Raw genomic sequence first — 21,537 nt, forward strand, 5'->3', positions numbered from 1 at the left:
GCAGATGAATCGATCGATGGGAGTGGGCATCGCCAACGGGATTGCCGCCGGTGCGCTGTGGGGCGTGGTGTTCCTGGCCCCGGCGATGCTGAGCCAGTTTGGCGCGGTGCAGCTCTCGGCGGGCCGCTATCTGGTCTACGGCCTGATCGCCGTGGTGCTGCTGGCGCCGCGTTGGCGCGACCTGCGCACGCGTATCGGCATCGCCGAGTGGCGCGGCCTGCTCTGGCTGAGCCTGGCCGGCAATCTGGTGTATTTCGTGCTGCTGGCCAATGCCGTGCAGTGGGCCGGTGGCGCGGCGGCCTCACTGATCGTGGGCCTGATTCCGGTCGTGGTGACGCTGGCGGGCGTGCGCGAGAAGGGCGCCGTGCCGCTGCGCAAACTGGCGCCCGCGCTGCTGCTGTGCCTGGCCGGCGTGGCGTTGGTGGGTTACGAGGCGCTGCAGGCCGAGCACGCGCAGGGTTCCACCGGCCGCCGCCTGCTGGGCCTGCTGTGTGCGCTGGGCGCGCTGTTTTCGTGGGCGGTCTATTCGATCGGCAACAGCCGCTGGCTGGCGCGGCGGGCAGACCTGTCCGGGCACGACTGGTCGCTGCTGACCGGCGTGGCGACCGGCGCGCTGGCGCTGTTGTTGGTGCCCAGTGCCTTCCTGCTGCCGAACGCACCCCACGCCGTGGTGGACTGGGGCTGGTTCTGGCTGATCAGCGCCGGCGTGGCCGTGGTGGCGTCGGTGCTGGGCAACGCGTGCTGGAACCGGGCCAGCCGCAACCTGCCGCTGACCCTGACCGGGCAGATGATCGTGTTCGAGACCCTGTTCGCGCTGCTGTACGGGTTCGCCTGGCAACAGCGATGGCCCACGGCGATGGAGACGGTGGCGATCGTGTGCCTGGTTTCCGGGGTGCTGATGTGCGCCCATGCACACCGGCCCCCACGTGCAATCACCGAACATGCGGGCTGATCGCGTTGGCGCAGCTGCATGGTCTCATTCGCAACCTTTTTGCCGACGATGCAGGCCGATCGCCCCCAGGTTGATTTTGCACTGCAACACTTGACAAGCCCCCCGGCGGCGTAGTTTTCTTGCCCCATGGTCTTCGTCCCCGCCACCGCCCAGCGCTGCACCTCCGCCCTCGCGGCCGGTCGAGCCGTGCCTGCGCAGACCACCGGTACCACCACCATTACCACCGTCACCACTCGCCTGGTGCGGCCCGTCGTCTTCGCGTAATTTCCGAAAACAACGGCCCCGCACCCGGAACAGGTTGCGGGGGAGCGCCTTCAACCTGACCCGATGCGGGGCCTCGAATCGAGGTCTTCATGTCATCCGTCGCCGTCCTGCCTGCTGTCGCTGAACCCGCTGCCCCCGGACTTCGGGCCGCCACCTCCACCATCGTGCATAAATTCGGCGGCACCTCGGTGGCCGATGCCGAGCGCTACCGCCATGTGGCCCAGCTGCTGCTGGCACGCGAGGAAGCGGTGCAGGTCACCGTGGTGTCGGCCATGAAGGGCGTCACCGATGCGCTGATCGCGGTGGCCGGTCTGGCGGCCGACGATGCGCCGCACTGGCGCGACGCGTGGCATGCATTGCGCGCACGTCATCGCGGTGCCGCGGTGGCGTTGCTGGGTGAGCACGCCGGCCTGACGGTGGAGTGGCTGGACGCCCGGTTCGACCACCTTGCCGAGGTTCTCGGTGCACTGGCGGTGATCGGCGAGCTGCCGGTGGAAGTGCTGGACCGGGTGCAGGGGCTGGGCGAGGTGTACTCGGCGCAGCTGCTTGGCCAGTACCTGCAGAGCCTGGGCGAGGAATGCGCCGTGCTCGACGCACGGGATGTACTGGTGGTGGATCGTGGCGAGCTGGGCGTGGACGTGGACTGGGTGCAGAGCGCACAGCGCCTCGCACGCTGGCGTGAGGCGCACCCGTCGCCGCGGGTGGTCGCCACCGGTTTCGTGGCCCGCGACCGCCGCGACCGCATCACCACCCTGGGCCGCAACGGCAGCGACTATTCCGGCGCGATCTTCGCAGCGCTGTTCAACGCCGACGAACTGCATATCTGGACCGATGTGGATGGCGTGCTCTCGGCCGACCCGCGCGTGGTGCCGGAGGCCGTGCAGCTGGACGCCCTCAGCTACGACGAGGCCTGCGAGCTGGCGTACTTCGGGGCGAAGGTGGTGCACCCGCAGACGATGTCGCCGGCGATCGAGCGCGGCCTGCCGATCATCATCCGCAACACCTTCAATCCCCTCCACCCGGGCACGCGCATCACCGCCGAACGGACCGTTGCCGGGCCGATCAAGGGCCTGACGCTGAGCCCGGACCTGGCCGTGCTGAACCTGGAGGGCACCGGTCTGATCGGCGTGCCGGGTACGGCCGAGCGGGTGTTCGCCTCGCTGCGCAACGCGCATGTGTCGGTGGTGATGATCTCGCAGGGATCGTCGGAGCATTCGATCTGCTGCGTGGTCAAGCAGGCCGAAGCGGCGCGCGCGCGCGATGCACTGCTGCAGGCGTTTGCCCATGAACTCAACCTTGGCCAGGTGCAGCGCGTGCAGCTCACCGACAACGTCAGCGTGCTGGCGGCAGTGGGCGATGGCATGGCCGGGCAGCCGGGCGTGGCCGCACGCCTGTTTGAATCGCTGGGGCGGGCGCAGGTCAACATCCTGGCGATCGCGCAGGGCTCGTCCGAGCGCAACATCTCGGTCGCCGTCGACAGCCGGCACGCCACCAAGGCGCTGCGCGCCGCCCATGCCGGGTTCTGGCTGTCACCGCAGACCTTCTCGGTGGGCGTGATCGGGCCGGGCAACGTCGGCGCGGCGCTGCTGGACCAGCTGCAGGCGGCGCAGTCGCAGCTGCTCGGGCGTGCCAACGTCGACCTGCGTCTGCGCGCGGTGGCCTCGCGCAGCCGCATGGTGCTCGATCAGCGCGGCCTGCATGGCGACTGGCGCAGCGCGCTGGCCGCATCGTCCGAAGCCACCGACCTGGACGCCTTTACCGAACACCTGTTGTCGGCCCACCTGCCGCATGCGCTGGTCATCGACTGCAGCGGCAGCGCCGAGGTGGCCGACCGCTACGCCGGGTGGCTGGCGGCCGGCATCCATGTGGTAACCCCGAACAAACAGGCCGGCGCAGGCCCGCTGCCGCGCTACCAGGCCATCCGCGAGGCGGCCGCCGCCAGCGGTGCGCGTTTCCGCTACGAAGCCACGGTGGGAGCCGGCCTGCCGGTGATCACCACGTTGCGCGACCTGGTCGATACCGGCGACGAAGTGCTGGCCATTGACGGCATCTTCTCCGGCACGCTGGCGTGGCTGTTCAACAAGTACGACGGGCAGGTACCGTTCTCGCAGCTGGTGGCGCAGGCCCGCGGCATGGGCTATACCGAGCCGGACCCGCGCGATGACCTGTCAGGCGTGGATGTGGCGCGCAAACTGGTGATCCTCGCGCGCGAGGCCGGGCGTGGCCTGAGCCTGGAGCAGGTGCAGGTGGAGAGCCTGGTGCCCGAGGCGCTGCGTCAGGCCGGGGTGGAGGAGTTCATGGCCGGGCTGGATGCGGTGGATGCGGTCTTCGCCGAGCGCCTGGCCGCGGCCCAGGCGCGGGGCGCGGTGTTGCGTTACGTGGCACGGCTGTCGCCCGAGGGTGCGCAGGTGGGGCTGGTTGAGCTGCCGGCCGGGCACGCGTTCGCGAACCTGCGCCTGACCGACAACGTGGTGCAGTTCACCACGCGACGCTACTGCGACAACCCGCTTGTGGTGCAGGGCCCGGGTGCGGGCCCCGAAGTGACCGCCGCTGGCGTATTCGCCGATGTGCTGCGGGTGGCGGTGGGCGAAGGAGCGCGCCTGTGAGTCGTGGTGATGACAACGTGGCACGGGCGTTCTCGCCAGCTTCGGTGGGCAACGCCGCGGTGGGCTTCGACATCTTGGGACATGCCATCGCCGGTGTTGGCGACACGGTGACGGTGCGCCGTATCGACGCGCCGGAGGTGCGCATTGCGGCCATCCGCGGCACCCCGTTCGCGCTGCCGCTGCACGCGCCGGACAATACCGCAGGTGCGGCGTTGATCGCGCTGCGCGAGGCGCTGGCCTTGCCGTTCGGATTCGAGGTGGAGATCGACAAGGGCATCGCGCTGGGGTCGGGCATGGGCGGATCGGCGGCGTCCTGCGTGGCCGCGCTGGTGGCGGCCAATGCGCTGCTGGACGCGCCGCTGTCGCGCAAGGCGCTGTATCCGTTCGCGCTGGAGGGCGAGGCGGTGGCCAGCGGCGGGCGGCACGGCGACAACCTGGGCCCGATGCTGCTGGGCGGGCTGGTGTTGAGCACGGCCGAGCGGCTGGTGCCGATTCCCGTGCCCGACGCCTGGCACAGCCTGCTGGTGCATCCGGAGGCCGTGCTGGAAACGCGCCGTGCCCGCGCGGCGCTGCAGGGCAGCTACGCGCTGGGCGAGTTCGTTGAACAGAGTGCCAACCTCGCGCTGGTGCTGAGCGGCTGCTTCACCGCCGATGCGTCGCTGGTGCGTGCCGGGCTGCGCGACGTGCTGGTGGAGCCGCGCCGCGCGGGATTGATTGGGGGCTTCCATACCGCACGTGATGCGGCGCTGGCAGCCGGTGCGATGGGGGCCAGCATTTCCGGTGCCGGGCCGAGCCTGTTCGCCTGGTTCGAGCGGCGCGACGCCGCGCTGGCGGCGCAGGCGGCGGTGCAGCAGGCCTTCGCCGACGCCGGGTTCGACAGCCAGGGGTGGGTCTCGCCCTTGAACGCGCCGGGCGCGCAGTTGCTGTGAGTGTGGTGTTTATTACTTTCTTCCAGGATGACCGATGAATTTCGTTTCCACCCGTCACACCGCACCGCCCGCCACGCTCAGCCAAGCCATTGCCGCCGGGCTGGCTCCCGACGGCGGCCTGTATGTTCCGGCGCAGCGCCCGCAGGCGTCAGCGTGGCAGCCGCAGGGCTCGCTGGCCCTGGATGCCGCCGCGGTGCTGGCACCGTACTTCGAAGGCGATGCGCTGGCACCGTACCTGTCCAAGCTGTGCGCCGACGCCTTTGATTTCCCCGCGCCGCTGCGCGCCCTGAGCACCCCTGGCGACCATGTGCTGGAGCTGTTCCATGGTCCCACCGCAGCGTTCAAGGATTTCGGTGCGCGCTTCCTGGCGGCCAGCCTGGCCGAGTTGCAGCGCGACCGCGAGCAACCGCTGACGATCGTGGTGGCCACCTCCGGCGATACCGGCGCGGCGGTAGCGGCGGCCTTCCACGGCCAACCGGGCATCCGCGTGATGGTGCTGTACCCGGATGGGCGCGTGTCGCCCCGGCAGGCGCACCAGCTGGGGTGCTTCGGCGACAACATCCACACGCTGCGCGTGGCCGGCTCATTCGATGACTGCCAGGCGATGGTGAAGCAGGCCTTGGGCGACCGCGAGCTGCAGGCCCGCGTGCCACTGAGTTCGGCCAACAGCATCAGCCTGGGGCGCTGGCTGCCGCAGATGAGTTACTACGCCCATGCCGCGTTGGAACACCACGCCCGTACCGGCAACGTGCTCAACCTGGTGGTCCCCACCGGCAACCTGGGCAATGCGATGGCCGCGCTGCTGGCCCGGGCGATGGGCCTGCCATTGGGGCAGGTCGCACTGGCCACCAACGCCAACGACGTGCTGCCGCGCTTCTTCCAGGGTGGCGCGTACCAGCCGGCGACCAGCGTGGCGACCCTGGCCAATGCGATGGACGTGGGCGCGCCGAGCAACTTCGAGCGGCTGCGCTGGCTGTATGCCGGCGACGATGCGGCGCTGCGCGCGGACCTGCACGTGGAGGCGGTGGACGATGCGGCGATCCGTGCAGTGATCGTGCGGCGCTGGGCACAGGCAGGTGAAGTGTTCTGCCCGCATACCGCCACCGCGGTGGCGGTGCTGGAGGCGTTGCGTGCCGATGGCATGCAGGGGGATTGGGCGGTCGCGGCGACGGCGCACCCGGCCAAGTTCGAATCGGTGGTGGAACCGTTGATCGGCCGGGCGCTGGACGTGCCGCCGTCGCTGTCGGCGCTGCTGCAGCGGCCGGCGCACGCGCAGCCGTGCGCGCCGGAATACGCAGCGTTACGCGAACGGCTGCTCACGTAGCGCCGGGCTCTGCCCGGCTGCTGTTCGTTCCGGGGTCATGATGTCTGATACAAGCCGGGCAGAGCCCGGCTCTACGCGCCAATCGCCGCAGTGGCTGCTCACGTAGCGCCGGGCTCTGCCCGGCTGCCGTTCGTTTCGGAGGTCATGATGTCTGATACAAGCCGGGCAGAGCCCGGCTCTACGCGCCAATCGCCGCAGTGGCTGCTCACGTAGCGCCGGGCTCTGCCCGGCTGCCGTTCGTTACGGGTGTCATGACGTCTGATGCAAGCCGGGCAGAGCCCGGCTCTACGCGCCAATCGCCGGAGTGGCTGCTCACGTAGCGCCGGGCTCTGCCCGGCTGCTGTTCGTTCCGGGGTCATGATGTCTGATACAAGCCGGGCAGAGCCCGGTTCCACGCGCCAATCGCCGGAGGGGCCGCTCACGTAGCGCCGGGCTCTGCCCGGCTGCCGTTCGTTCCGGGGTCATGATGTCTGATGCAAGCCGGGCAGAGCCCGGTGCTACCAGTTACTCGCCGGAAAGCGTCTGCAGTGCGGCTTCGTCGAGGATCTCGACGGTGTTCAGGTGGGGCAGGGCGATCAGGCCCTGCTGGCGAAGCTTGGTGAACGTGCGGCTCACCGTTTCCATGGTCAGCCCAAGGTGGTCGGCGATGTCGCCGCGGCCCATGGGCAAGGTCACGCGCAGGCCGTTGCCACCCAGGCGGGCTTCGCGGGCAGCCAGGCGGAGCAGGAAATCGGCCAGCTTTTCCGCCGGTTGCAGGCGGGCCAGCGACATGGCCGCGTCCTGCGCCGCGTCCAGTTCCTGGCAGGCGCGCTGCAGCAGCTTGCGCTCCAGGTGCGGGTAACGCGCACGCAGCTCTTTCATCTGTGGCAGCGCCACCCGGCAGACGCGGCTGTCGGCGATGGCTTCGATGTCGTAGCGATGGTGGTCGTTGCCACTCAGGCCCAGGTAATCGCCGGGCAGCACGAACCCACTGATCTGGCGGCGGCCGTCGGCCAGTGTCCGCACCAGGCGCAGCGCCCCGGCGGTCAACGTATAGACATGTAGGCGCGGTTCGCCGCTGCGGGCGAGGGTGGCGCCCAGCGCCAGCGGCTGGGACACGGTCACCCGTTCCAGCGCCAGCACTTCGTCGGGCGACAGCGCCGAGCACACGGCCAGATGACGTACCGAGCAGTGCAGGCAGTCGCGCAGCGGCGAGCAGCCCGGGCTGGCGGGATCTTCAACGGCGGAAAGGGCGGTACCGGAGTGGGGCCGGGTCATGTCGAACCAGGGAGCGGGGCCTGCTTATGATACTTCATGCGGCCATTGGCCCGGACCGGCGCGATCAGCGCAGCCCGGCGCGCCGGCTGCGGCTAGAATATGCACCACGCTCATCCCCCGATTCGCAGGAGTCCCGCAAGTGATCAAGCCCCGTACGCCGCCCGGCATCATGGAATTGCTGCCGCGCGAGCAGATCGCGTTCCAGCGCATGCTGGACGTCATCCGCCGCAACTATGAGCGGTTCGGGTTCCTGCCGGTGGAAACCCCGGTGTTCGAGCTGTCCGACGTGCTGCTGACCAAGTCCGGCGGTGAAACCGAGCGCCAGGTCTATTTCGTGCAGTCCACCGGCGCGTTGGCCAACGCCGCCGAAGCCGGCGACAAGGCGCTGCCCGAGCTGGCCCTGCGCTTCGACCTCACCGTGCCGCTGGCCCGCTACGTGGCCGAACACGAGCACGACCTGACGTTCCCGTTCCGTCGTTACCAGATGCAGCGCGTGTACCGCGGCGAGCGTGCCCAGCGCGGCCGCTTCCGCGAGTTCTACCAGTGCGACATCGACGTGATCGGCAAGGACACCCTGAGCACCCGTTATGACGCCGAAGTCCTGGCGGTGATCCATGCGGTGTTCGCCGAGCTCAGCATCGGCGCCTTCAGCATCCAGCTGAACAACCGCAAGCTGCTGCGCGGCTTCTTCGAGAGCCTGGGCGTGGCCGATGGCGAGCGTCAGCTCGCGGTGCTGCGCGAAGTGGACAAGCTGGACAAGCGCGGGCCCGACTACGTGCGCGAGACGCTGGTGGGTGAGGGCTTCGCGATTCCGGCCGAGCAGGTCGAGCGGATCCTGGCTTTCGTGGCGGTGCGTTCCAGCAGCCACGCCGACGCGTTGGCGCAGCTGGACGCGCTGCTGGCCGATCCGGCCGCCAGTGACACGCTGAAGGTGGGCGTGGCCGAACTGCGCGAAGTGCTGGAGCTGGTCAAGGCGCTGGGCGTGCCGGAAACCGCGTACTGCCTCAACTTCTCCATTGCGCGCGGCCTGGATTACTACACCGGCACCGTGTACGAAACCACGCTGACCGACCACCCGCAGATCGGTTCGATCTGCTCCGGTGGCCGGTACGAAGACCTGGCCAGCCACTACAGCAAGTCCAAGCTGCCGGGCGTGGGTATTTCCATCGGCCTGACCCGCCTGTTCTGGCAGCTGCGCGAAGCCGGCCTGATCGCGGGGATCGAAGACAGCAGCGTGCACGCGCTGGTGGCGCTGATGGACGACGCCAGCCTGCCGCAGTCGCTGGACATCGCCCGTCGCCTGCGCGCCGGTGGCATCAACGCCGAAGTGCAGATGGAGCCGAAGAAGATCGGCAAGCAGTTCCAGTACGCGGCCAAGGCCGGGATTCGCTTCGTGGTGCTGGCCGGTGACGACGAGCTGGCCCGTGGCGTGGTAGCGGTGAAGGACCTGCTGCGCGAGCAGCAGTTCGAGGTGTCGCGCGAGGAACTGGCCAGCACCCTGCAGGTGGAACTGGAGCAGGCCAAGGTCATGCCGTGAGGCGGCTGGGGGCGGCGGCAACGCTGCTGCTCCTGCTGACCGCGTGCCGGACCGATCCTGCGCTGCATAGCCAGCGGATCGGTCCGGGCCAGTACCGGCTGACGGTCGACCGCTGCCACGTGATCGACCGGGAGCAGTTGCAGCATGACCTGCGCGGGTTGGCCGGGCAGAAGTGCCCGGACGGGGCAGGGGAGCTGCAAGCCATCCAGTCCATCCCGAGCCGCCAGGGCAGCCTGTTCGGCGAGTGCCTGCGCAGCGGCGCCCTCCGCGCCGAGGTCAGGTGCCCGTAGGTACCGACCGCTGGTCGGTACGCCCTTGAACGCCCCACACCCCAAACAAGCGCCCGCTCAGCGGGCGTTTTTCGTTCCCGCCCTGAACCAACCCGATCCGGGCACCAATCCGGTTTGACCCTGCCCCTTCATTTGCGCTAATGTAATAGCACGCTATTACATTGATACGATGAAACTACGTCCCGCCCCCCGAGAAAAAGACGCCCAGGCCGATCTGGCCTGCCTGGCGGCGGCCTTCGCCGCGCTGTCCAGCCCCGAGCAGGTCACCGCGTTCCTGCGCGACCTGTGCACCCCGGCCGAGCTGGAGGCGCTGTCGGACCGCTGGAAGGTGGTCCCGCTGCTGCAGCAGGGCGTGCCGTACCGCGAAATCCACGAACTGACCGGCGTCAGCGTGACCACTACCGGGCGCGTGGCGCGTTCGCTGGAGCATGGCCACGGCGGCTATGCCGCCGCCATCGCCGTCACCGCCACGCCTACGCCCCCCGAATCCGAGTAAGAGAGCCTCCCCCATGAGTGCAACCCAGAACGCCCCGGCCCGTGACCGGCTGCGGATCGCCATCCAGAAGAACGGGCGGCTGGCCGAGCCGGCGCGCAGCCTGCTCACCGCCTGCGGTCTGAGCTGGCGGCAGAGCCGCGACAAGCTGTTCTGCTACGGCGAATCGCTGCCGGTGGACCTGCTGCTGGTCCGCGATGACGACATCCCCGGGCTGATCGCCGACGGCGTCTGCGATTTCGGCATCGTCGGCCGCAACGAGCTGGACGAACAGGGCGCCGCGCGCCGCCGGATCGGCCTGCCGGACGCCTACCAGGCGCTGCGCGGCCTGAATTTCGGGCAATGCCGGTTGATGCTGGCGGTGCCCGAGGAATGGGAATGGACCGGCGTTGAGCAGCTGGCCGGCAAGCGCATCGCCACCAGCTACCCGGCAATCCTGGCCGACTGGCTGGCCGCGCGCGGCGTGGATGCGCAGGTGGTGGAACTGTCCGGGTCGGTGGAAATCGCGCCGCGCCTGGGCACCGCCGACCTGATCTGCGACCTGGTCTCGAGCGGTGCCACCCTGGCCGCCAACCAGCTCAAGCCGGTGGAAACGCTGCTGGAAAGCGAAGCGGTGCTGGCCGGCCCGGTGAAGACCCCCGACGACGCCCGCGCCGGCCTGATGGCGATGCTGCTGCGGCGGCTGGATGGCGTGGTCAAGGTGCAGGACAGCAAGCTGCTGATGTTCCGTGCCGCGCTGGACCGGGTGTCCGAACTGACCCGGCTGCTGCCCGATGCCGACCCGCTGGTGCAGCTGCCCGACGACGGCGGCCACCTGCGCCTGCAGACCATGTGCCACGGCGCCTTGACCTGGCAGCGGCTGGAAGACCTGGAGCGCGCAGGCGCCCAGGGCCTGATGGTATTGAGCGTGGAGCGTTCGCTGGCATGAACCGTCTTTCGATGAATGTAGTGGAGTGGTCCACCCTGGACGCCAGCGCGCAGGTGCAGGCGCTGCAGCGCCCGGTGCAGGCCGTGGCCGCGCAGACCCGTGATGCGGTGGCCGGGTTGATCGCCGCCGTGCGCGCTGACGGCGACGCCGCGCTGCGCGAGATCAGCCTGCGCTTCGATGGCGTGGCCCCCGAATCGTTTGAGGTCACCGAGGCCGAGTTTGCCGCGGCCGAACAAGCCGTCCCGGCCGACCTGCGCCAGGCGATGGTCGAGGCGGCCGCGCGCATCGGCGTGTTCCACAAGGCCGGCATGAGCGAGGGCTATGCAGTGGACACCGCGCCGGGCGTGCGCTGCGAGCGCGTGGTGCGGCCGATCGGCCGGGTGGGCCTGTACGTACCGGCCGGCAGCGCACCGCTGCCGTCCACCGCGTTGATGCTGGGCGTGCCCGCGCAACTGGCCGGGTGCCGCGAAGTGGTGCTGTGCACGCCGCCGCGCAAGGACGGCAGTGCCGACCCGGCGGTGCTGGTGGCCGCGCGCCTGACCGGCGTGCACCGCGTGTTCAAGCTGGGCGGTGCGCAGGCGATCGCCGCGATGGCCTATGGCACCGACAGCGTGCCGGCCTGCGACAAGCTGTTTGGCCCCGGCAACAGCTTCGTCACCGAAGCCAAGCAGCAGGTGGCCCAGGACGGTGCAGCGGCGATCGACATGCCGGCCGGTCCGTCCGAAGTGCTGGTGATCGCCGATGCCGGCGCCAACCCGGCCTTCGTCGCTGCCGATCTGTTGTCCCAGGCCGAGCACGGCCCCGATTCGCAGGTGCTGCTGCTCACCGACGACGCGGCCCTGCTGGGCCGGGTCGACGCTGAGGTGCAGGCACAGCTGGCGCGTCTGTCGCGCAGGGACATCGCCACCCAGGCGCTGCAGGCCTCGCGGCTGATCCTGGTGGATTCGCTGGCGCAGGCCTTCCAGATCAGCAACCGCTACGCACCCGAACACCTGATCCTGGCCCTGCGCGACCCTCGCGCGTGGCTGGAACAGGTCGAGGCGGCAGGCTCGGTATTCCTCGGTGACTACACGCCGGAGGCGCTGGGCGACTACTGCAGCGGCACCAACCACGTGCTGCCCACTGCCGGTGCCGCGCGTGCCTACAGCGGCGTCAGCGTGGCCAGCTTCCAGAACATGATCAGCGTGCAGTCGGCCACCGCGCAGGGCATTGCCGCGATCGGCGGCTGCGCGCGCACGCTGGCCCGCGCCGAAGGCCTGGACGCGCACGAAAATGCGGTGGCACTGCGCATGCAGGTGGCCGCATGAGCGCGCCCGCTTCGGTGATGTCGCTGGTCCGTGCGGACCTGCAGGCCTTTGTGGGCTATTCGTCGGCGCGCAGCAGCGCGCTGGTGGGCGATGTATGGCTGAACGCCAACGAGTCGGCCTGGGCCAATCCGGCCGACAGCGAAGGTCGCGCGCGGCGCTACCCGGATCCGCAGCCGGCCGCGCTGCGTGCACGCTTGGCCGAGCTGTATGGCTGCGCGACCGAGCAGCTGCTGATCGGCCGCGGCAGCGACGAGGCGATCGACCTGCTGGTGCGCGCGCTGTGCGAGCCCGGCCGCGATGCGGTGCTGGTGACCCCGCCGGTATTTGGCATGTACGCGGTCTGCGCGCGGCTGCAGAACGCGCCTCTGCTGGAGGTGCCGCTGCGTGACGACGGCGATGCGCTCAATGCCGATATCGACGCGGTGATCGCCACCGCACTGGCCGGCAACGCCAAGCTGGTGTTCCTGTGTTCGCCTTCGAACCCGGCCGGCAGCGCGATCGCGCTGGAACAGGTGGAACGGGTAGCCACGGCGCTGCAGGGCAGGGCGCTGGTGGTGGTGGACGAGGCCTACGCCGAGTACGCCGCGCTGCCGTCGGCAGTCACGCTGCTGCCGCGTTACGACAATGTGGCCGTGCTGCGTACGCTGTCCAAGGCGCACGCGCTGGCCGCGGCGCGCATCGGCAGCCTGATTGCCGCGCCGGCGCTGATCGCGCTGCTGCGCCGCTGCCAGGCGCCGTACCCGATTCCCGGCCCCTGCGCCGAGCTGGCCCTGGCGGGCTTGAGCGACAGCAACCTGCAGCTCACCGCCTCGCGCGTGGAGCGCATCAAGGCCGAGCGCGGACGCCTGCAGCAGGCCTTGGCGGTGTTGCCCGGTGTGCTGCGCGTATATCCCTCGCAGGGTAATTACCTGCTGGTGCGCTTCACTGATGCACAGCAGGCCTTCGATGCGCTGCTGGCAGCCGGCGTGGTGGTACGCGACCAGCGCGCCGCGCCACAGCTGCACGACGCCCTGCGCATCACCATCGGCAGCACCCTGGAGAACGACCGTGTGCTCAGTGCGCTGGCCGCGCGGAGGGTAGCGGCATGACCCCCATCCTGTTCGTGGACCGCGACGGCACGCTGATTGAAGAGCCGGCCGATTTCCAGATCGACGCCTATGAAAAGATCCGCTTCGTGCGCGATGTGATCCCGGCGATGCTCAAGCTGCGCGATGCCGGCTACCAGTTCGTGATCGTCAGCAACCAGGACGGCCTGGGCAGCGAAGGCTACCCGCAGGCCAGTTTCGACGGCCCCAATGACCTGATGCTGCAGATCTTCGCCAGCCAGGGCATCGTATTCCGTGACGTGCTGATCGACGGCACCTGGCCGCACGACAACGCGCCCACCCGCAAGCCGGGCATCGGCATGATGCTGCCCTACCTGCAGGACCGCAGCATCGACTGGGCCCGATCGGGCATGGTCGGCGACCGTCCCACCGACATCCAGTTCGCCGAGAACATGAAGATCCGCGGCTTCCAGCTGCGCACCGAACAGTTCGGCGGGCAGTGGGACTGGAACGGCATCGCCCATGAACTGGCCGATGCACCGCGCCGCGCCACCGTGCAGCGCAACACCAAGGAAACCCGGATCCGCGTCGAGGTCGACCTGGACCGTACCGCCGAGCCGCAGACCCACACCGGGCTGCCGTTCTTCGACCACATGCTGGAGCAGATCGGCAAGCACGGCGGCTTCGCGCTGAGCGTGCAGGCCGAGGGCGACCTGCACATCGACGAACACCACACCATCGAAGACACCGGCCTGGCGCTGGGCCAGGCGCTGCGGGAAGCGCTGGGCGACAAGCGCGGCATCGGCCGCTACGGCTTCACCCTGCCGATGGATGAAACCCTGGCCAGCGCGGCGCTGGATTTCAGCGGCCGGCCGTATTTCGTGTTCGAAGGCGAGTTCAAGCGCGAGCGCGTGGGCGATATGCCCACCGAGCTGGTGCCGCACTTCTTCCGGTCGCTGTGCGACGCCGCCGGGCTCAACCTGCACCTGAGCGTGCGCGGCGACAACGACCACCACAAGGTAGAAGCGTGCTTCAAGGCACTGGCCCGCGCCCTGCGCCAGGCGCTGCCGCGCCAGGGCACCGCACTGCCCAGCACCAAGGGGGCGCTGTGACCGAGGTTGCCCTGATCGATGCCGGCGGCGCCAACCTGGGCTCGGTGCGTTATGCACTGGAACGGCTGGGCGTGGAGGTGCGGCTGGTACGCGATGCGAAGGGCCTGCGGGGCGTGTCGCGGGTGATCCTGCCGGGCGTGGGCGCGGCCCCGCACGGCATGGCGCGCCTGCATGCGCAGGACCTGGTGCAACCGCTGCGCGACCTGCAGGTGCCGTTGCTGGGCATCTGCCTGGGGATGCAGCTGTTGTTCGAGGGCTCCGAAGAGGGCCACGTGGAATGCCTGGGGCTGATGCCCGGGGTGGTCCGCCACCTGCACCCGGCCACCGGCATCCGCGTGCCGCACATGGGCTGGAACCGGCTGCGGCCGTTGCGCGAATCGATGCTGCTGGACGGCGTGCCCGAGCGCGCCAGCGCCTACTTCGTGCACAGCTATGCGGCGCCACTGGGCGAGCACACCGTGGCCGCCTGCGACCATGGCGGCCTGTTCGCCGCAGTGGTACAGCGCGGCCTGCACAGCGGCGCCCAGTTCCACCCGGAGCGCTCGGCCGCCACCGGTGCCCGGATCCTGCGCAACTTCATCGAGAACGAACCGTCATGAGTTTCACCGTCTATCCCGCCCTGGACATCCGCGAAGGCCGCGTGGTGCGCCTACTGCAGGGCGATTACGCGCAGCAGACCACCTATGGCGACGACCCGTTGCCGCGCGCGCAGGCATTCGCCGATGCCGGCGCCACCTGGATGCACCTGGTCGACCTGGATGCCGCACGCGCCGGCGGTTACACGCTGGCCCCGCTGCTGTCGGCGATTGCCGGCCAGACCGGCTTGAAGGTGCAGACCGGCGGCGGCGTGCGCTCGCGCGACGACGTGGCGCGCATTCTCGATGCCGGCGCTACCCGCGTGGTGGTCGGTTCGGTGTCGGTACGCGCGCCCGAGACGGTGATCGGCTGGCTGGCCGAGTTCGGCCCGGAGCGGCTGACCATCGCGCTGGATGCCCGCCAGGCCGACGACGGCCGCTGGCTGCTGCCCGTGCACGGCTGGACCGAGACCGCCGAAGACACCCTGGACGTGCTGGCAACGCGCTATGCGCAGGCCGGCATGACCCACCTGCTGTGTACCGACATCGCCCGCGATGGCATGTTGTCCGGCCCCAACATCGACCTCTACCAGCACCTGGCCACTCTGCTGCCGGGCGTGGCGGTGCAGGCGTCCGGTGGCGTGCGCAGCGCTGCCGAAGTGGCCGAGGCCAGGGCGGTGGGCTGCGGCGGCGCGATCCTGGGCAAGGCGCTGCTGGAAGGCCGCATGACCCTGGCGGAGGCGCTGGCATGCTGAGCCGTCGGCTGATTCCCTGCCTGGACGTGCGCGACGGCCGCGTGGTCAAGGGCGTGCGCTTCCGCGACCACGTCGACATGGGCGACATCGTCGAGTTGGCGCTGCGGTACCGCGACCAGGGCGCCGACGAGCTGGTGTTCTACGACATCGGCGCCAGCCCCGAAGGCCGTGCGGTGGACGTGGGCTGGATCGAGCGCATCGCGCGCCTGATCGACATTCCGTTCTGCGTGGCCGGCGGCATTTCCGACGTGGAGACCGCCCGCCGCGTGCTGTATGCCGGTGCCGACAAGATTTCGATCAACTCTCCGGCACTGGGACGCCCGGCGCTGATCGAGGAACTGGCCGACGCGTTCGGCGTGCAGTGCGTGGTGGTCGGCGTCGATTCGGTGCGCGAGGCCGACGGCGAATGGCGGGTGCGGCGCTTCAGCGGCGACCCGGACAAGACCCAGGCCGTGCCGGTGCGCACGCTGGACTGGCTGGTAGAGGCACAGCGTCGCGGCGCTGGCGAGATCGTGCTGAACTGCATGGACAGCGACGGTGTGCGCCGGGGCTACGACGTAGCCCAGCTGCGCCAGGCGCGCGCGCTGTGCCATGTGCCGCTGATCGCCTCCGGCGGTGCCGGTGAGATGCAGCACTTCGCCGACGTGTTCGACCAGGCCGATGTCGACGGTGCCCTGGCCGCCAGCGTTTTCCACAGTGGCGCCATTGCCATTCCCGCGCTCAAGCAGTTCCTGCGCGAGCAGCAGATCGAGGTTCGAGATGTCTATTGAAGTACTGCCGTCGCGCGAGGCGCTGGACGGACTGGAGTGGAGCAAGGGCGACGGCCTGCTGCCGGTGGTCGTGCAGGACGCCGACAGCCTGACCGTATTGATGCTCGGCTACGCCAACGCCGAATCGCTGGAGCTGACCCTGGCCACCGGCCATATGACCTTCTACAGCCGCAGCAAGCAGCGCCTGTGGACCAAGGGCGAGTCGTCGGGCAACGTGCTGGCGGTGGTGGCGGTGCGCGTGGACTGCGACAACGACACCCTGCTGGTGAGTGCGCGCCCGGCGGGCCCGACCTGCCATACCGGCAGCGAAAGCTGCTTCGACCAGGCCCCGGGCAACTTCCTGGGCCGTCTTGATGCATTCGTGCGCCAGCGCGAGCAGCAGCGCCCGGTGGGCAGCTACACCACGTCGCTGTTCGACGGCGAGATCCGTCGCATCGCGCAGAAGGTGGGCGAGGAGGGCGTGGAAACCGCGCTGGCCGGGGTGGCGCAGGACGATGCGGCGCTGCTGGGCGAGTCGGCCGACTTGCTGTTCCATCTGATCGTGTTGCTGCGGGCGCGCGGCTTGTCGCTGGCCGACGCGGTGGCCGTGCTGGCGGCGCGCCACGCAGGGTGAGCGCATGAATCGCGTTTAACGTCGGTGAAACGCGGCACAAGCGATGATGTGCCGCTTTACAATCACCCACCCCGAACGGACCGTCCCGATGACCCGCACTGCTGCCTGGCTGGCTTGCCTGCTGTTGACTACCGCACCCGCCCTGGCCGCCGAGGTGACCGTGACCGGCAAGGTCTACCAGGAACGCGACGGCAAGCCGGGGCGCGGACCGACCGACCCGGGCATGGCCGGGGTGCAGGTGTCCAACGGCGAGGTGATCGTGCGTACCGCCGCCGACGGCAGCTACAGCCTGCCGGTGCGCGACGGACAGACGGTGTTTGTGATCAAGCCCGATGAGTACCGTTTCCCGGCCGCCAGCAATGGGCTGCCGTCGTACTGGCGCCACTACGCACCGCAGGGCTCGCCGCGGCTGAAGTACGACGGTATCCGCGCCACCGGCAGCAACGTGCGCAACTGGGACTTCGCGCTGGAACCGGCCAAGGGCAGCGACGCCGCGCGCGCCGGGTTCGAGATGCTGGTCTTCACCGATTCGCAGACCGCCAGCCGGCAGGACATCGACTACTACCAGCGCGCCATCGTCGACCCCATCATCGGCAAGCATCCGGCACGGCTGGGCACCACGCTCGGCGATATCGTCAACGACGACCTGGACCTGTACCCGACCATCAACAAGGCCACCGCGCTGCTGCAGGTGCCGTGGTTCCACGTGCCGGGCAACCATGACCTCGATTTTGACGCCGGCGATGACCGCCACTCGCTCGACAGCTGGCGCGCGGTGTACGGGCCCGATACCTACGCGGTGGAAGAGGGCGGGGCCAGCTTCGTGTTCCTCGACGACGTGGTCTACGACCCTGCCGCCAAGCCGAGCTACGTGGGCGGGCTGCGCCCGGACCAGTTCACCTTCCTCGGCAACTACCTGAAGGGCCTGCCGCGCGACCGCCTGGTGGTGCTGGGCATGCACATTCCGCTGTTCGATGCCGCGCCCGGCCGCGAAACCTTCCGCCACGCCGACCGCACGCGCCTGTTCGAGATGCTCAAGGTGTTCCCCAACGTGCTGGTGCTCAGCGGCCACAGCCACACCCAGCAGCACTACTACCATGGCGCCGCCGAGGGCTGGCAGGGCAGCAAGCCGTTGCATGAGTACAACGTGGGCGCCGCCTGTGGCGCGTTCTGGTCGGGCGTGAAGGACAGCAGCGGCATTCCCGATGCCACCATGAGCGACGGCACGCCGAACGGCTATGCGGTGTTGTCGGTCAAGCCCGGCGGCGACTACGGCCTGCGCTACTACGTGGCCCGCGCCCCGGACGACTACCAGATCGCCCTGCACGCGCCCAAGGTGCTGCGCAAGGATGCCTACCCGGCGTGGGGTGTGTACGCCAATGTGTTCATGGGCCAGGCCGACACGCTGGTGGAGTACCGCGTGGACAGTGGTGCCTGGCAGAGCATGAAGCGGGTGGAGCAGCCGGATCCGCGCCTGCTGGTGGAGAACGTGGCCGACGACCAGGCCGAGCGCCTGCGCGGTTTCGATCGCTCTCCCGAAGCGACGCCGTCGCCGCACCTGTGGCGCGGCGCGCTGCCCACCAACCTGGCGGCCGGCGAGCACAAGGTGGAAGTGCGCGCGGTTCACGCCGATGGCCCCACCGCCTCGGCCAGCACCAGCTACCGGCTGCAGGTCGGCAAGCCTTGACGAGGTGCCTGCCGCGCACCGTGCAGCAGCTGCATACGCTGCTGTACGGCGCTACGTGCTTTGCAAACCCGGGCGATCGCCGAAAATCGCACCGGGTTATTCGACCCCAGCCAAGGCCTGCGAGTGAGCGTTGCGGTACCGTTTCCGGAGCATCCTCCGGCCCCGTCCGATGTGTCCCTGCTGACACCCGGTCGGGCATCGTCTGTTGAAACGCTGCTTGTCGCCGACGTCGGGGGAACGTTCGCGCGCCTGGCCGTGGCCGAACTGCGTGCCGGTCAGCCGCCGCAGCTGGTTGGCCTGCGCCGTTACAGCTGCGCCGCGTTTGCCAGCCTGGCCGCTATCCTGGCCGATTTCATCGCCAGCGCCGGGCAGCCGCTGGACAACGCCGTGGTGGCGATCGCCGGGCTGCTGGAAGGCGACCACCTGGTCAACACCAACCTGCCGTGGCCGGTGTCGGTGGCCGACACGCGCACCCAGGCCGGCCTGCGTTCGCTGGCGCTGATCAATGATTTCGAAGCGGTCGCCTACGCGATCCCGCATGTGCAGCCCGATACCTTGGTGCCGCTCAACGGCGAGCCCGAGGGCGGCTCGCGTTGGCCGGCGCTGGTGCTGGGCCCGGGCACCGGGCTGGGCGCGGCGCTGCGTTTCCAGGGCGGGCATCAACCGGTGCTGGCCAGCGAAGCGGGCCATGCCGCGCTTACGGCCGGCACGGAACTGGAACTGGAGATCCTGCGGCAGATGCAGCAGCGCTGGGCGCACGTGGACCAGGAGCGCATCCTGTCCGGCAGCGGCCTGATGAATCTGTATCCGTGTCTGTGCGGCCTTCGTGGCGTGGCACCCCAATGGAACACGCCCGAACAGCTGATCGCCGCGGCGCATCTGGGCGACGACCCGGTGGCGGTGGAAACGCTGGAGGTGTTCAGCGCATGGCTGGGCAGCCTCGCCGGCGACCTCGCCATTACCTTCGGTGCGCGTTCGGTGTACCTGGTGGGCGGCATTCCGCCGCGCATCGCGCATTTCCTGCACGCGGGCGGCTTCCAGGCGCGGTTCCTGGCCAAGGGTGTGATGGGCCGGGTGCTGGCCCAGGTGCCGGTGTGGCGGGTGGAACATGGCGAACTGGGCATGCTGGGTGCGGCGGTCTGGCACGCCGCGCGCCACGGACGCGCCGTGGCATGACGCTTCCGCCCGGTTGGCGGGCGGCTCGATGACAGATCTTGCAGGGAGTGGGTGGGATGACCGATCGCAGGCAGTTCCTCCAGGCCGGTGTGCTGGCCGCAGGCGCGCTGGCCTTGCCGCGTGCGGGCGCGCGGGCGGCCAGTGGCGCGCGGGTGGTGTCCACCTGGGACTTTGGCGTGGGCGCCAACCAGGCGGCGTGGAAGGTCTTGGCGGGCGGCGGCAGCGCACTGGACGCGGTGGAAGCTGGCGCGCGCTGGGCTGAAAGCGAGTTGTGCAACCCCACCGTGGGCCGCTGCGGCAATCCCGATCGCGACGGTGTGCTCAGCCTCGATGCCAGCATCATGGACGGCGATGGCCGCTGTGGATCGGTGGCGGCGCTGACCGACATCCTGCATCCGGTGTCAGTGGCACGCAAAGTCATGGAAAACACCCCGCACGTGATGCTGGTCGGGGAGGGAGCGCAGCAGTTCGCGGTGGCGCAGGGCTTCGAGCGCCAGAAGCTGCTCACGCCCGCCGCCGAGAAGGCATGGCGCGACTGGTTGAGGACCGCGCAGTACACGCCGGAGATCAACGTCGAGCGCCGCGGGCGTCCGGGCGACAGCAGCAACCACGACACCCTGGGCATGCTGGCCATCGACGCCAACGGCCGTCTGGCCGGTGCCTGCACCACCAGTGGCATGGCCTGGAAGCTGCACGGCCGCGTGGGCGACAGCCCGATCATCGGCGCTGGCCTGTACGTGGACAACGAGGTGGGCGGGGCGACGGCGTCGGGGGTGGGCGAAGAGATGATGCGCAACGCCGCCTCGTTCCTGGTGGTGGAGCTGATGCGCCAGGGGCGCTCGCCCGCCGAGGCCTGCCGCGAGGCGATTGCCCGGCTGGTACGCAAACGCCCCGAGGCCAGCAAGACCCTGCAGGTGTGCTTCCTGGCGCTGGACAAGCAGGGCCAGGTCGGCGCGTATGCGTTGCACCGCGGCTTCGTCTATGCGGTCTGCGACACCGATCGCCAGGACGACCTGCGTGATTCCGCCTCGGTCTACGCCAGCGAGCAGACCTGAGCATGGTGCGGCGGCTGCTGGAAATCGCCTCCAATTCGGTAGCCTCCGCGTTGGCCGCGCAGGCCGGCGGGGCCGATCGCATCGAGTTGTTCGACAACCTCGCCGAGGGCGGCACCACGCCGTCGTACGGCAGCATCGCCGTGGCCCGCGAGCGCCTGCGCATTCCGTTGTTCGTATTGATCCGCGCGCGCCCTGGTGACTTCCACTACGGGGCGCTCGAGGCGGAAATCATGCTGCGCGATATCGCCCACTGCCGGCAGCTGGGCTGCGATGGCGTGGTGATCGGCGCGCTGGACGCCGACGGCAACGTGGATACGGTGCTGTGCCAGATGCTGGTGTCGGCTGCCGGGCCGCTGCAGGTGACGTTCCATCGCGCCTTCGATGCCGCGCGCGACCTGCCGGCCGCGTTGGAACAGGTGATCGCCCTGGGCTGCCAGCGGGTGCTGACCTCGGGTGGCCAGGCCAGCGCGGAAGCGGGCGCGGACACATTGGCCGCGCTGGTGGCGCAGTCGAACGCACGCATCAGCGTGATGGCCGGCGCAGGGCTCAACGCACGCAACATCGCCGCGGTGGCCGCACGCACGGGGTGCGTCGAACTGCACGCGTCGGCCAAGGCCGCGCAACGTTCGGCGATGCGCCACCACAACCCGGCCCTGGTGGGTCTGTCGCCGGATTGGACCGTTACCGAAGCCGGCGAAGTCGCCGCGTTGCGCGCCGCGCTGGATGCGATCTGACGAAGTGACGGGTGCAGCCACCCATGGGTGGCTGCTCGGTAAACGTGCCCGCCGCGGGACGGAGTCGGCACTGTGCGCCACCACAAAAAACGGCAGCCACCTGTACCAGCGCGGCTGCCGTGGAGGA

Annotated in this window: 20 protein-coding genes; 19 read left to right on the forward strand and 1 reads right to left on the reverse strand. The window is 69.6% G+C overall.

What is annotated here, in order from left to right; all coding sequences use genetic code 11:
• Nucleotides 1–4: 4 nt before the first annotated feature.
• The 4 genes from GQ674_RS07865 to thrC all read left to right on the forward strand — a co-directional run bounded on the left by GQ674_RS07865 (nt 5) and on the right by thrC (nt 6,075).
• Nucleotides 5–952 (forward strand): DMT family transporter, encoded by a 948-nt coding sequence (locus GQ674_RS07865; protein ID WP_159496613.1) that lies wholly within the window; start codon nt 5–7, stop codon nt 950–952.
• Between the two features lie 353 nt (nt 953–1,305).
• A complete protein-coding gene (gene thrA / locus GQ674_RS07870) occupies nt 1,306–3,822 on the forward strand; it encodes a bifunctional aspartate kinase/homoserine dehydrogenase I (protein ID WP_159496614.1) in 2,517 nt (838 codons plus the stop codon).
• Nucleotides 3,819–4,751, forward strand: coding sequence for a homoserine kinase (locus GQ674_RS07875; RefSeq protein ID WP_159496615.1), 933 nt, complete (start codon nt 3,819–3,821; stop codon nt 4,749–4,751). The genes thrA and GQ674_RS07875 overlap by 4 nt, the downstream gene beginning before the upstream one ends.
• 34 nt (nt 4,752–4,785) lie before the next feature.
• Nucleotides 4,786–6,075 (forward strand): threonine synthase, encoded by a 1,290-nt coding sequence (thrC, locus tag GQ674_RS07880; RefSeq protein ID WP_159496616.1) that lies wholly within the window; start codon nt 4,786–4,788, stop codon nt 6,073–6,075.
• Nucleotides 6,076–6,579: 504 nt separating this feature from the next.
• On the opposite strand, the gene GQ674_RS07885 is transcribed toward thrC, so the two are convergent.
• Nucleotides 6,580–7,332, reverse strand: coding sequence for a helix-turn-helix domain-containing protein (locus GQ674_RS07885; RefSeq protein ID WP_159496617.1), 753 nt, complete (start codon nt 7,330–7,332; stop codon nt 6,580–6,582).
• A gap of 139 nt (nt 7,333–7,471) precedes the next feature.
• On the opposite strand from GQ674_RS07885, the gene hisS reads away from it, so the two are divergent.
• The 15 genes from hisS (at nt 7,472) to GQ674_RS07960 (ending at nt 21,410) form a co-directional block, all read left to right on the forward strand.
• Nucleotides 7,472–8,869 (forward strand): histidine--tRNA ligase, encoded by a 1,398-nt coding sequence (gene hisS, locus GQ674_RS07890; protein ID WP_159496618.1) that lies wholly within the window; start codon nt 7,472–7,474, stop codon nt 8,867–8,869.
• Complete coding sequence (locus GQ674_RS07895) at nt 8,866–9,159, forward strand: hypothetical protein (RefSeq protein WP_236546225.1); 294 nt, start codon at nt 8,866–8,868, stop codon at nt 9,157–9,159. The genes hisS and GQ674_RS07895 overlap by 4 nt, the downstream gene beginning before the upstream one ends.
• Before the next feature lie 169 nt (nt 9,160–9,328).
• Entirely contained in the window at nt 9,329–9,655 is a 327-nt protein-coding gene (locus GQ674_RS07900) for a YerC/YecD family TrpR-related protein (RefSeq protein WP_159496619.1), read from the forward strand.
• 13 nt (nt 9,656–9,668) lie between these two features.
• On the forward strand, nt 9,669–10,580 hold the full coding sequence (gene hisG / locus GQ674_RS07905; RefSeq protein WP_137189353.1) for an ATP phosphoribosyltransferase: 912 nt from the start codon (nt 9,669–9,671) through the stop codon (nt 10,578–10,580).
• Nucleotides 10,581–10,591: 11 nt separating this feature from the next.
• Nucleotides 10,592–11,887 carry a histidinol dehydrogenase gene (gene hisD, locus GQ674_RS07910; protein ID WP_159499320.1) on the forward strand — a complete coding sequence of 432 codons (1,296 nt, stop codon included), beginning with the start codon at nt 10,592–10,594 and terminating at the stop codon, nt 11,885–11,887.
• Entirely contained in the window at nt 11,884–12,975 is a 1,092-nt protein-coding gene (gene hisC, locus GQ674_RS07915; protein WP_159496620.1) for a histidinol-phosphate transaminase, read from the forward strand. Before hisD ends, hisC begins: the two co-directional genes overlap by 4 nt.
• Nucleotides 12,972–14,045, forward strand: coding sequence for a bifunctional histidinol-phosphatase/imidazoleglycerol-phosphate dehydratase HisB (hisB, locus tag GQ674_RS07920; protein ID WP_137189355.1), 1,074 nt, complete (start codon nt 12,972–12,974; stop codon nt 14,043–14,045). The genes hisC and hisB overlap by 4 nt, the downstream gene beginning before the upstream one ends.
• On the forward strand, nt 14,042–14,644 hold the full coding sequence (hisH, locus tag GQ674_RS07925; RefSeq protein WP_159496621.1) for an imidazole glycerol phosphate synthase subunit HisH: 603 nt from the start codon (nt 14,042–14,044) through the stop codon (nt 14,642–14,644). The genes hisB and hisH overlap by 4 nt, the downstream gene beginning before the upstream one ends.
• Nucleotides 14,641–15,375 (forward strand): 1-(5-phosphoribosyl)-5-[(5-phosphoribosylamino)methylideneamino]imidazole-4-carboxamide isomerase, encoded by a 735-nt coding sequence (gene hisA, locus GQ674_RS07930; protein ID WP_159496622.1) that lies wholly within the window; start codon nt 14,641–14,643, stop codon nt 15,373–15,375. Before hisH ends, hisA begins: the two co-directional genes overlap by 4 nt.
• Entirely contained in the window at nt 15,369–16,145 is a 777-nt protein-coding gene (hisF, locus tag GQ674_RS07935) for an imidazole glycerol phosphate synthase subunit HisF (protein WP_128097247.1), read from the forward strand. Before hisA ends, hisF begins: the two co-directional genes overlap by 7 nt.
• On the forward strand, nt 16,135–16,758 hold the full coding sequence (hisIE, locus tag GQ674_RS07940) for a bifunctional phosphoribosyl-AMP cyclohydrolase/phosphoribosyl-ATP diphosphatase HisIE (protein WP_159496623.1): 624 nt from the start codon (nt 16,135–16,137) through the stop codon (nt 16,756–16,758). The genes hisF and hisIE overlap by 11 nt, the downstream gene beginning before the upstream one ends.
• Nucleotides 16,759–16,846: 88 nt before the next feature.
• Entirely contained in the window at nt 16,847–18,445 is a 1,599-nt protein-coding gene (locus GQ674_RS07945; protein WP_159496624.1) for a calcineurin-like phosphoesterase family protein, read from the forward strand.
• A 171-nt stretch (nt 18,446–18,616) separates the two neighbouring features.
• Nucleotides 18,617–19,621: a glucokinase gene (locus GQ674_RS07950; protein ID WP_159496625.1), complete on the forward strand. Its 1,005-nt coding sequence runs from the start codon at nt 18,617–18,619 to the stop codon at nt 19,619–19,621.
• Between the two features lie 56 nt (nt 19,622–19,677).
• Complete coding sequence (locus tag GQ674_RS07955; protein ID WP_159496626.1) at nt 19,678–20,676, forward strand: N(4)-(beta-N-acetylglucosaminyl)-L-asparaginase; 999 nt, start codon at nt 19,678–19,680, stop codon at nt 20,674–20,676.
• A gap of 2 nt (nt 20,677–20,678) precedes the next feature.
• Entirely contained in the window at nt 20,679–21,410 is a 732-nt protein-coding gene (locus GQ674_RS07960) for a copper homeostasis protein CutC (RefSeq protein WP_159496627.1), read from the forward strand.
• The last annotated feature ends 127 nt before the right edge of the window (nt 21,411–21,537 follow it).

The sequence above is a fragment of the Stenotrophomonas sp. 364 genome (assembly GCF_009832905.1).
Lineage (GTDB): Bacteria > Pseudomonadota > Gammaproteobacteria > Xanthomonadales > Xanthomonadaceae > Stenotrophomonas > Stenotrophomonas maltophilia_AP.

Excerpts from the sequence above, each read along its gene's own strand:
- GQ674_RS07865 (WP_159496613.1), top strand. The coding sequence starts at position 5 with ATGAATCGATCGATGGGAGTGGGCATCGCCAACGGGATTGCCGCCGGT.
- thrA (WP_159496614.1), top strand. The coding sequence starts at position 1,306 with ATGTCATCCGTCGCCGTCCTGCCTGCTGTCGCTGAACCCGCTGCCCCC.
- thrC (WP_159496616.1), top strand. The coding sequence starts at position 4,786 with ATGAATTTCGTTTCCACCCGTCACACCGCACCGCCCGCCACGCTCAGC.
- GQ674_RS07885 (WP_159496617.1), bottom strand. The coding sequence starts at position 7,332 with ATGACCCGGCCCCACTCCGGTACCGCCCTTTCCGCCGTTGAAGATCCC.
- GQ674_RS07900 (WP_159496619.1), top strand. The coding sequence starts at position 9,329 with ATGAAACTACGTCCCGCCCCCCGAGAAAAAGACGCCCAGGCCGATCTG.
- hisG (WP_137189353.1), top strand. The coding sequence starts at position 9,669 with ATGAGTGCAACCCAGAACGCCCCGGCCCGTGACCGGCTGCGGATCGCC.
- hisD (WP_159499320.1), top strand. The coding sequence starts at position 10,592 with ATGAATGTAGTGGAGTGGTCCACCCTGGACGCCAGCGCGCAGGTGCAG.
- hisC (WP_159496620.1), top strand. The coding sequence starts at position 11,884 with ATGAGCGCGCCCGCTTCGGTGATGTCGCTGGTCCGTGCGGACCTGCAG.
- hisB (WP_137189355.1), top strand. The coding sequence starts at position 12,972 with ATGACCCCCATCCTGTTCGTGGACCGCGACGGCACGCTGATTGAAGAG.
- hisA (WP_159496622.1), top strand. The coding sequence starts at position 14,641 with ATGAGTTTCACCGTCTATCCCGCCCTGGACATCCGCGAAGGCCGCGTG.
- hisF (WP_128097247.1), top strand. The coding sequence starts at position 15,369 with ATGCTGAGCCGTCGGCTGATTCCCTGCCTGGACGTGCGCGACGGCCGC.
- hisIE (WP_159496623.1), top strand. The coding sequence starts at position 16,135 with ATGTCTATTGAAGTACTGCCGTCGCGCGAGGCGCTGGACGGACTGGAG.
- GQ674_RS07945 (WP_159496624.1), top strand. The coding sequence starts at position 16,847 with ATGACCCGCACTGCTGCCTGGCTGGCTTGCCTGCTGTTGACTACCGCA.
- GQ674_RS07955 (WP_159496626.1), top strand. The coding sequence starts at position 19,678 with ATGACCGATCGCAGGCAGTTCCTCCAGGCCGGTGTGCTGGCCGCAGGC.
- GQ674_RS07960 (WP_159496627.1), top strand. The coding sequence starts at position 20,679 with ATGGTGCGGCGGCTGCTGGAAATCGCCTCCAATTCGGTAGCCTCCGCG.